This window comes from Shewanella sp. SP1S2-4 (assembly GCF_031932075.1).
In the GTDB taxonomy this organism is placed as follows: Bacteria; Pseudomonadota; Gammaproteobacteria; order Enterobacterales; family Shewanellaceae; genus Shewanella; species Shewanella baltica.
Genome location: NZ_JAUOET010000049.1, coordinates 1 through 9,594 on the forward strand (window position 1 = coordinate 1; position 9,594 = coordinate 9,594).

8 protein-coding genes and 1 rRNA gene are annotated in these 9,594 nt (G+C 45.9%); 2 read left to right on the plus strand and 7 right to left on the minus strand.

Features of this window, described 5'->3' with window-relative positions; all coding sequences use genetic code 11:
* Both Q4Q52_RS21990 and gmhB read right to left on the minus strand, forming a co-directional pair.
* Positions 1–89, minus strand: a 16S ribosomal RNA gene (locus Q4Q52_RS21990); the annotation flags it as partial.
* A 652-nt stretch (positions 90–741) separates the two neighbouring features.
* On the minus strand, positions 742–1,290 hold the full coding sequence (gmhB, locus tag Q4Q52_RS21995; RefSeq protein ID WP_311991679.1) for a D-glycero-beta-D-manno-heptose 1,7-bisphosphate 7-phosphatase: 549 nt from the start codon (positions 1,288–1,290) through the stop codon (positions 742–744).
* Between the two features lie 467 nt (positions 1,291–1,757).
* Here gmhB and Q4Q52_RS22000 point away from each other — a divergent pair, with 467 nt between their 5' ends.
* Both Q4Q52_RS22000 and Q4Q52_RS22005 read left to right on the plus strand, forming a co-directional pair.
* On the plus strand, positions 1,758–2,429 hold the full coding sequence (locus Q4Q52_RS22000) for a GntR family transcriptional regulator (RefSeq protein ID WP_063884812.1): 672 nt from the start codon (positions 1,758–1,760) through the stop codon (positions 2,427–2,429).
* A gap of 91 nt (positions 2,430–2,520) precedes the next feature.
* Positions 2,521–3,588: a ketoacyl-ACP synthase III gene (locus Q4Q52_RS22005; RefSeq protein WP_311991680.1), complete on the plus strand. Its 1,068-nt coding sequence runs from the start codon at positions 2,521–2,523 to the stop codon at positions 3,586–3,588.
* 87 nt (positions 3,589–3,675) lie between these two features.
* Here Q4Q52_RS22005 and Q4Q52_RS22010 read toward each other — a convergent pair whose 3' ends face one another.
* The 5 genes from Q4Q52_RS22010 to Q4Q52_RS22030 all read right to left on the minus strand — a co-directional run bounded on the left by Q4Q52_RS22010 (position 3,676) and on the right by Q4Q52_RS22030 (position 9,199).
* On the minus strand, positions 3,676–4,278 hold the full coding sequence (locus tag Q4Q52_RS22010) for a lecithin retinol acyltransferase family protein (protein ID WP_311991681.1): 603 nt from the start codon (positions 4,276–4,278) through the stop codon (positions 3,676–3,678).
* Between the two features lie 146 nt (positions 4,279–4,424).
* On the minus strand, positions 4,425–5,111 hold the full coding sequence (locus Q4Q52_RS22015; RefSeq protein WP_311991682.1) for an exonuclease domain-containing protein: 687 nt from the start codon (positions 5,109–5,111) through the stop codon (positions 4,425–4,427).
* A 1-nt stretch (position 5,112) separates the two neighbouring features.
* Positions 5,113–6,960: a DUF294 nucleotidyltransferase-like domain-containing protein gene (locus Q4Q52_RS22020; RefSeq protein ID WP_311891735.1), complete on the minus strand. Its 1,848-nt coding sequence runs from the start codon at positions 6,958–6,960 to the stop codon at positions 5,113–5,115.
* Positions 6,961–7,184: 224 nt separating this feature from the next.
* Positions 7,185–8,921 (minus strand): sodium:solute symporter family protein, encoded by a 1,737-nt coding sequence (locus tag Q4Q52_RS22025; RefSeq protein ID WP_311991683.1) that lies wholly within the window; start codon positions 8,919–8,921, stop codon positions 7,185–7,187.
* A gap of 11 nt (positions 8,922–8,932) precedes the next feature.
* Positions 8,933–9,199, minus strand: a complete 267-nt coding sequence (locus tag Q4Q52_RS22030; RefSeq protein ID WP_106650870.1) for a DUF4212 domain-containing protein — start codon at positions 9,197–9,199, stop codon at positions 8,933–8,935.
* Positions 9,200–9,594 lie beyond the last annotated feature (395 nt).

Below are 9,594 nucleotides of genomic sequence, written 5' to 3' on the forward strand. Positions count from 1 at the left end.
AAGTAAACTTACTTGTGCTGCCGCTCGACTTGCATGTGTTAGGCCTGCCGCCAGCGTTCAATCTGAGCCATGATCAAACTCTTCAATTAAAGTTTTGTTGTTTGACTGACGTCAAACGGCTCAATGAATTCTACTGTTTTGATTCGCTTTGCTCACTAAGAAGCATCGCCTTTCAATTCATACATTACTGTATGTACATATTACTATGAACACTCAATCACGCTTCTCGTTGAGGAGAATGACTTGAAAACATTGATTTAAATTTTTGACTGCCAACCCGAAGGTTAAGCAGTTTCGATTAACTCAACACCTGTGAGTGTCCACACAGATTTGCTTGATAAATTGTTAAAGAGCATGGTTAGCGGCTTATTCAGCGTTTAACCCTTGACCCCGCTGGGTCAGTGGATGCGCATTATAGGGATGTCAGATTTTACCGCAACCCCTTTGGCGCGAATAATTACGAAAAACGATTCAAGCGCACACTTTTTAAACTAAAAGTGTGTTTTAACGCCAATATTATCGAATTTGTGCTGGATTAAAGCAAAAGATGAGGTTAACCCAGCGCTAGAAATGACAAGAGCCAACCTATTGGTTAGCTCTTTATGCCATATTAGATCGCTTTTAACGCAAGCTTCCATTCAACAAGAGCAATAACCCACGCTACTGGCTACTGTGATAGTAGCTACTTGAGATGAACTTATAAGCAAATGTTTATCTGCTTAATAAGTAGTAGCGTAGCGACTAGCCTAGGCTTTTTAAGTAAGACGGCACATTGGCAATACTGTCGAGTACCACAGTGGCATCACTGTCATCAGCAATAACCTTACCACTGCGCACTAATATACGAGTAGTCACGCCCGCCGCTTTCGCGGCCTGCATATCTTCGGCTTTGTCGCCAACCATGACTGAGTGCGCTAAGTCGATTTTTAAGAATTGCGCCGCATCATTAAGCATACCCGGCTTAGGTTTGCGGCAATCACAATCGACCTTATATTCCCCTATGCCTTTCTCGGCATGATGCGGGCAATAGTAAATACCATCGAGCTCCACCCCTTTATCGGCAAAGTTCCAATCCATCCACTCCGTTAAGCTGTGGAATTGGTCTTCAGTGTACATCCCACGGGCAATACCAGATTGATTAGTAACAACAACTAACTTGTAGCCCATTTCCTTTAAAGAGAGACAAGATTCAAACACACCGTCAATATATTCGAAGTCATCCACTAGGTGGACATAACCATGGTCTTTGTTAATCACACCATCACGGTCTAAAAATACTGCTCGACTCACTGTAATACTCCCAAATCGCCTAAGGCGTTATCGCACTATTATTCCATTCATTATCAGAAATTGCACCGCGAAGTTATGCTTTTAGCGCTAAATTGCGCGTTAGTGATATTTCGTGGCTGTACAGGCAAATCTCTATGCACAGCTTGTGTCTATGCGAGATAGCAATTGTCCTACCCAATCAGAGTACAAAAAATCCAGCAGTGAAATGTGTAATTGCACTGTTTTAATCAAAATACTCAATCGAAGAAGCTGAACAGCGTTTTTACAAATAATTGCCACCGCTGCCATCGAAGCCGCTCGCAAGGAATACGCTTCAAATTGTAAGAGAAAACCACAAAAAACCCCGTCTTTTGGGCATTGTTAGTCTCTTAGGTGCTGCACTCAATCAAGCATTTCCCTTTATTTGTGGTGTTTTTAACGGTAATCTTGGGCAGATAACGAGAAAATACCCGAAATAGACGGAAATAATGAGTCGAACTACGCCTATAGTCCACAAAACCCGCACCCAGTTAGTTGTTGAAGTGCTCAGAGAGAGAATTCTTTCAGGTGACATAGCCGCAGGAGAACCACTCAGACAAAGTGCGTTGGCTGAAGCGTTAAATGTCAGCCGCATTCCGGTGAGAGAAGCCTTATTGCAACTCGAAGCCGAAGGACTCGTTAAGTTTGAGCCCCATAAAGGTGCAACGGCGACCGTGTTATCCGTCGAGCAAGTCACCGAACTTTTTGAATTACGTGCCATGATCGAAACCGATCTGCTCGCTAAGGCGATCCCACTGCTTCAAGACGCTGATTTAGAAAAAGCTGAACGTGTACTCGAACAATTGGAATCGGCCTTCAAACATGAAGATGCCGTTGCCAGTTGGAGCGAGTTGAATACGCAATTTCACACTTGCTTATATCAGGCGGCTAATCGCCCACACACCCTTGAGGTTGTTCACGGCCTCAATACTAATTGTGATAGATACATTCGTTTGCAGTTATTGCTCGCGGGGGGGATTCCTGCTGCAGAGCATGAGCACAGAGCTTTGCTCAACCACTGCAAACTGAGAGAAACAGAAAAAGCGACGGCGCTACTGCGTCATCATATTCTGCATGCCGCAATGACAATTCGAGATCTCGTCGCCAAACAGGTGGTCTAGATCACGGACGGCCATTAGAGTTGCCGATAAGCTTTGTTGTCGATTCAAGGCAGCGCTCAGGTTCTGCCTTTTTTATTTGAGAGAAACCACCATGCAGTACGCCACTATCACAGGTTGGGGCAAATGTGTTCCACCAGCCACTCTGACCAACGATGATCTTGCGACCTTTATCGAGACATCCGACGAATGGATTAAATCTCGCACCGGCATCAGCCAGCGCCATATCAGTCATGTTAACACCTCTGAACTCGCTTCAGTTGCAGCACAACGCGCGCTCGCAACTGCGGGTATCGATGGCAGTGAAATCGACATGATCATTCTGGCCAGCGCCAGCCCAGACACTTTGATCCCGAATATCGCATCCACTGTACAAGCTAATATTGGCGCCAGTTGTGCCGCGTTCGACATCAATGCTGCCTGCAGTGGCTTTTTATATGGCTTAGGTTTAGCCAGCTCACAAATCAAGAGTGGCCAGAGCAAGAAAGTATTGGTGATTGGTGCCGAGCGCCTCTCTTTCTATCTAGATTGGTCACGCCGCGAAACTGCCGTGTTATTCGGCGATGGCGCAGGTGCCGTTGTTGTTGAAGCAACAGATGTTGCCGGTGGCGTGCTCGGTTATGAGCTGAATAACGATCCTGAAGGTCGTGACATTCTTAAAGCTGGCTTTGGTACGGCGATGGACAGATTCTCTGCCGAGTCATTGGATTTCTTTATTGAATTCGATGGCCAAGAAATCTTCAAACGCGCGATTAACGGCATGAACAAGTTGAGCACTAAAGTGCTTGAAAAATGTGGTGTTGATAAAGATGAAGTGGATCTAGTGATCCCGCATCAAGCCAACGAGCGCATTATCGATACCTTAGTCAGCCGAATGAAAATTCCGAAAGAAAAAGCCTTCGTTAACATTGCCAATTATGGCAATACCTCGGCAGCAACCATTCCGATTGCGATTTGTGATGCGTTAGAGCAAGGCGTGATTAAGCCAAATCAAACCATACTCTCTTGTGCCTTTGGCGCCGGCTTAACCTCTGCTGCACTCTTGCTGCAATGGGGCAACCGCGTGACACCAATCAATATCAGTGATGCCAAGTTACCGCCTTGCGATAAAACGGGCATAGAGTTAGTTAAACGCGCTGTCGATTATTTTTGTAAGCCGTAAACGGTTTCTGCAAAACGGTAATATCGTGTTTTACTAAGACAGAAAGCCATCGATTAAGATGGCTTTTTTAGTTTATGACGACAAAACTTATTCATTCAGCTTGCTAATGCTCATCTCATCCCAATAGATAGCTTGATTAAAATGCTCGGCGAGTTTTTGATTTAACTCATTAAAACCTTTAACCGCTTCTTCGCCCCTTTCACTATTGCTAATACAAGACCAGACAAATCGATGACAGTTATTGTCAAATAAATCATATTCCCGATACTGATAAATCGCCTGCTCGGCGCGGGTAAACACAGCGTCGGCGATGAGTGGTTGATGCAGATGATTACAGGCAAGATAGATTTGGCTGCCCGTTCGCCCCGCCAAGAAACGCTTTACCGACACGGCCCGCACCAACCCTGAGCCATGTAACTCTACGAGGCAATCATCACCCAGCCAGATACCCGTATGTTCAATCACCCCAAAGACATAACAACAGACGATACTGCCTGGGATTGGCGCAACTTGTTTTAATCCCTTTTGCCATTGACTCGGCGCCGCCACCATAGCGCGCTTGGCGACGGGATACTTAGGCGCTTTACCGAGTAATCTATCGCGCTCAAGTTGCTGACGTTTTTCACGCTCATCGGCCAACAAAACTGCGCCAATTACGGCACTACCCATCCAAAGCAAAGGTAACGGCATCATATTCTCCTACGCACTCAGTTTAGTAGAGTGAAGTACAAGTTGGTTGGATTGCCAAGTTGGCGGCATTGATTTTAAACTTAAAAGTTAAGCTTAAAGCGGGTTACAGAGTCTAGCCTGTCAGTGATTAACCTAAGATGAAACTGCTAAGTCGATTGCTGCAATAAATCAGCCACAGTAAGTTGCCCAGCGCCACCCATAGCTGCCATTTGCGCCAATAATAATTCAGCGCAAGCTAAGGCATCGGTCAACGCACTGTGAGCGGTATAAATGGGTAAACCGTAACGTTCGCGGCAAGCACCAAGACGCAAATCCCCCTCTTTAATCACTGAGTGTTCCCGTAGCAAACGATGCCTTTCAAGCATGAGCGTATCAATAGCAGGGAGTACGAGGGCTTGATGGTAAATCGCCAATAAATCCTGCTGCAGAAAACGGCAATCTAGCGGAGCATGATGCGCGACCAGCACCCGACCATAGGTTTGATTGATAAACCAACCCATGGCTTCCTCGATGGTGACCGCCTGCACCAGGTGATTATCGAGGATCCCATGGATAGTCGCGCTTTGGCCAACACTGCCGCGAATTTGCACTAACTTTTGCTCGGCGCGTGCCAATGGGATCTCACCGCGATCAATCGGCACTAAGCCAATACTGAGAATTTGATCTTGCTGCGGATTGAGACCTGTCATCTCTAAATCCATCGCCATCAAAGGCGCTTCGGATAACGGCATCGCCAGCAGAGGTAATAGCGATTGATAATAACCCTTAAATAACTGATGTTGGCAACGCAGCGCCCGCCAATTAAGTTTAGTTTTCAGCAGCAGTGTATTCATATCAAAAACTTCGCATAAACTTCATCTTCATCCCCGCCTGCGCCTCATGCACCACTTTAAAGGCATCACGTAGCTGATGGCGAACCAGCGAAGATAAATGCGCGGGTAGCAGATAATTACTCACCTCTAGCCCGAGATTATGCTGATAACCTTGGTTCGATAACCTCATATGGGCGATAAACTCGTGGGCATCGGCAAGATTAAGCGCATCTTTACGATTGAGAATGTTTGCGTCCATCAAGGCACGGATACGTTTCGCAGTATTCACTTCTTTGATCCCTGCCGACAGGGCATAAACACGGGCAATATCGTTGATCAAGGCATTGCCTTTATGCTTCAAATCTATGCCTTTGACTTCGCTGCCATCACGTTCGAGGACAAATTTGCGGAAAAAGCCCAGCGGCGGCGACTCCACCAGCGAATTACCTGTCATGCCCGCGAGGAAAATATCGTTATCACGGGTTTGAGCTAAGACTTTATCCTGCAGCGCATCAAATAAGGTTTGTGGACCGTAAACCGAGCGCATATCGAAGAAGATACTGGCGTGCATTAACGCCTTAGGCTCAGGCGTTACCACCCATTGTTCAAATACCTGTTGCCACTGTTTAAGCGACATTCGCCACTGAGGGTTTTGCGCCATAATATTGCCGGGGCAAAACTCATAACCGCATTGATCAAGTCCAGCACATACGGCATGGGTTAAGGCATCAAAATAACCTTTAGCAAAATCATCCATCTCTTCTGCGACTAACAGACCATTATCTTGATCCGAACATGCCGCTTGATCTTGACGTCCCTGCGATCCAAACGCCAACCAGCAAAAGGCCATCGGCGGTTCACCAAGTAATTGCTGATTGAGCACGATTAACCGCCGTGTCAGCGCATCGGTGACAGAGGTTAACACTCGGCCAATTTCTTCGGCTCTGGCATCGGCACTGATCAAATTTTGTAATAACAGCGGGATTTGCTTACTGACGCCAATTAAACTGGCAAGATCCTGCTGCCGTTCTATCTCACCAATCAACAGCAGCGGTTGTGAGCCCTGCCCGCGCAAGATGTCAGTACTGGTCACCATACCGATGGCTTTATCTTGGTCGATAATAGGCAAGTGATGAATGTTATGCTCGCTCATCAATAACATGGCTTCAAAAATTAATGCATTGGATGAAATTGAAATCGGCGAAACTGTCATGGCTTGATGCACAGCAACGCTGCCATCAAGCCCCGCCGCTAACACCCGATTACGTAAATCCTTATCAGTTAAAATCCCAACTAGTTTGTGATTATCCGTTACCAACAGAGATGACACTCGGCTGTTTCGCATTAACAGTGCCGCCTGCGTAACGCTAGCATGGGCATCGATAACAATAGGCGCAGATGACATTAATGTACTGATCCGGCTAGTGGTTGTCAGATCTTTCGCCTTAAAGCGAGCCTCATGGCGCAAACGTTTAGCAAATGCGCGGGTAAAAAATTTATCGAAATTGCGGCTCTCGCTTCTAAGGTTATCGAACAAGGTTTGGGGCAAATGATAAACCAAACCGTCTTCGAGAATAGCAACCTTGTTAACGACTTTCTCCCCCGATAACAAGGTCGAAAAACCAAAAAACTCCCCCTCGCCGACTCTATCGACCAGCACACCGTCAGGATCGCGCACCTCAAAGGCGCCGCTGCGCACCATATATAACTTAGGTGAGTTAGCATCAAAATGAACATAACCAGAGGCTTTACTGTAATAGCCAACAGTGACAGCCTTAGCGCAGCGCACCACAACATCTTCAGGCAGAGTATCAAAGGGCACTAGCCCTTGTAGAAATTGCACTACGGGTTGTAACTCACTGGCATTCATAGGCAACACCTTCTTTTTAAGCGAAACTTTTACTTATATGTCATCACTATAGCCTGCATTGTCGCGGCGCTACATTCGACTAAAGTCAGCCCTAGGTTGAGTGCATTAACTCATCAATACCTTGGCTCACCAACTCACTCAACGACAGGAAAACATTTTCGAACGCAATAAAAAAGAGCGCCGAAGCGCTCTCTTGAGTTGATGCGAATGATTAAGCGATGAGCTTAGTGACCGCTCGCTTCACCCGAACCTTTAGGGAAGCGAATCGATTCAACCATTTCTTGAACATGCTGTGGTGTTGCCGCAGTGACTCGACTCACTATCGCTGCTACACCGAAGTTCACCAGCATGCCTACCATACCAATACCTTCTGGTGAAATACCCAGGAACCAGTTAGCAGCTATGTTAGCCGTTGGATCAACAAACTTGAAGTAGATGATATAACCCGCAGTAAACAGTAAACCCGTTAACATACCGGCAATCGCGCCTTCTTTGTTCATTGTCTTAGAGAAGATACCCATGATGATCGCTGGGAACAATGAAGAAGCCGCTAACCCGAAGGCGAACGCCACCACCGCGGCCACAAAGCCTGGTGGATTCACCCCAAAGTAACCCGCAATCACAATGCCCACACCCGCCGCTAAACGAGCAAACATTAGCTCTTTTTTATCGGAGATATTTGGCATCAAGTTTTTCTTGAGTAAATCGTGTGAAACCGAGGTTGAAATCACCAACAACAGACCCGCTGATGTTGACAGGGCCGCAGCTAAACCACCCGCTGCAACCAGAGCGATAACCCACGCTGGCAGATTGGCGATTTCTGGCGTCGCTAACACGATGATATCGTTATCGATCTTCATTTCGTTTTTGCTAGCAGCATCTTCAATCTTACCTGACGAGTAATAAATCTTACCGTCGCCGTTTTTATCGTTCCACTTGATCAGACCCGTTTTTTCCCAGTTTTTAATCCAATCTGGTGCACTCTCATAAGCCACACCTTTAGCATCTGGACCATTAATGGTTTCAATCATGTTCACACGGGAGAACGCCGCGAGTGCAGGGACTGTAGTGTACATAATCGCGATAAAGACTAACGCCCAACCTGCAGAAATACGTGCATCTTTCACTTTAGGAACAGTGAAGAAACGTACGATAACGTGAGGCAAGCCAGCAGTACCCACCATCAAAGCACCCGTAATACAGAAGACGTCAATCATGCTCTTAGAGCCATCAGTGTATGGAGCAAAGCCTAACTCGGTAGAAACATTATTGAGTTTTTCTAGCAGGTAAACGCCAGAATTGTTGCCCGCCGCATCAAGCAGCTGCGCCCCGAAACCGATTTGTGGAATAATGTGGCCTGTCATCATCACAGACAAGAAAATCGCTGGCACCATGAAAGCGAAAATCAATACGCAATATTGGGCAACCTGAGTGTAAGTAATCCCCTTCATACCACCAAGAACAGCGTAGAAGAACACCACAGCCATACCGATATACACACCCGTGTCAACATCCACTTCTAAGAAGCGAGAGAACACCACGCCCACACCGCGCATTTGCCCTGCAATATAAGTAAAGCAAATGAAGATCGCGCAGATAACCGCGACAGTACGCGCAGCCTGAGAATAATAACGTTCACCGACGAAATCTGGCACAGTGAACTTACCAAACTTACGTAAATAAGGCGCCATACACAGGGCCAGTAATACGTAACCGCCCGTCCAGCCCATCAAGTACACGCTGCCGTCATAACCAACAAAAGACACGATACCTGCTAATGAAATAAACGATGCCGCAGACATCCAGTCTGCCGCCGTTGCCATACCGTTCACTACAGGGTGAACGCCACCACCTGCGACATAGAATTCTTTGGTTGATCCCGCTCGTGACCAGATTGCAATCCCAATGTAGAGCGCAAACGAGAGCCCTACGATAATATAAGTTAGTGTTTGAACATCCATCTCAAAGCTCCTTAGTCTTCTTGTACGTTATATTTTTTATCTAAGGCGTTGGCTTTTGCCGCATAGACAAAGATAAGCGCAACGAATACATACATAGATCCCTGTTGTGCAAACCAGAAACCTAATTTAAATCCCATGAAATGAACTTCATTGAGTACATCAACCAATAAAATGCCGCATCCAAATGAGACTGCCGCCCAAATGGCTAATAAGCTCAGTACGAGACGTAAATTCTCGCGCCAGTAGCCTTTTGCCTTGTCGTTATTTTCAAAACCCATAGTGACTCCCCTGTGCTGTTTTAATTTTAAGTCTTGTTTAATCTAGCAACAGCTGGTGTGAGCACAATCACGACTTTCGTCTAACCCGTGATTCAAAACACTGTCCATAAATAGTGAATAGAAACAAATTCAACGAGTTAACAATGATTTTACATTTGGATACAGTTTCAACTTTTTCAACAGGTTAGACCAATGTCGAACAAGAATGAGTAAAAACATGGGGAATTGGGCGGCAGGAAAAGTAATAGATAGGAATAACTTGTTGTCTAAAATGGAAAAATCAGAAATTCAAACAGTTTTAATGATGACTGTAGACTGACATCATTTATGATTTTAGCGCTGATAATGGATGAGATATCATTTAATCAATAAGCCATTACCAATCACTCATTCAA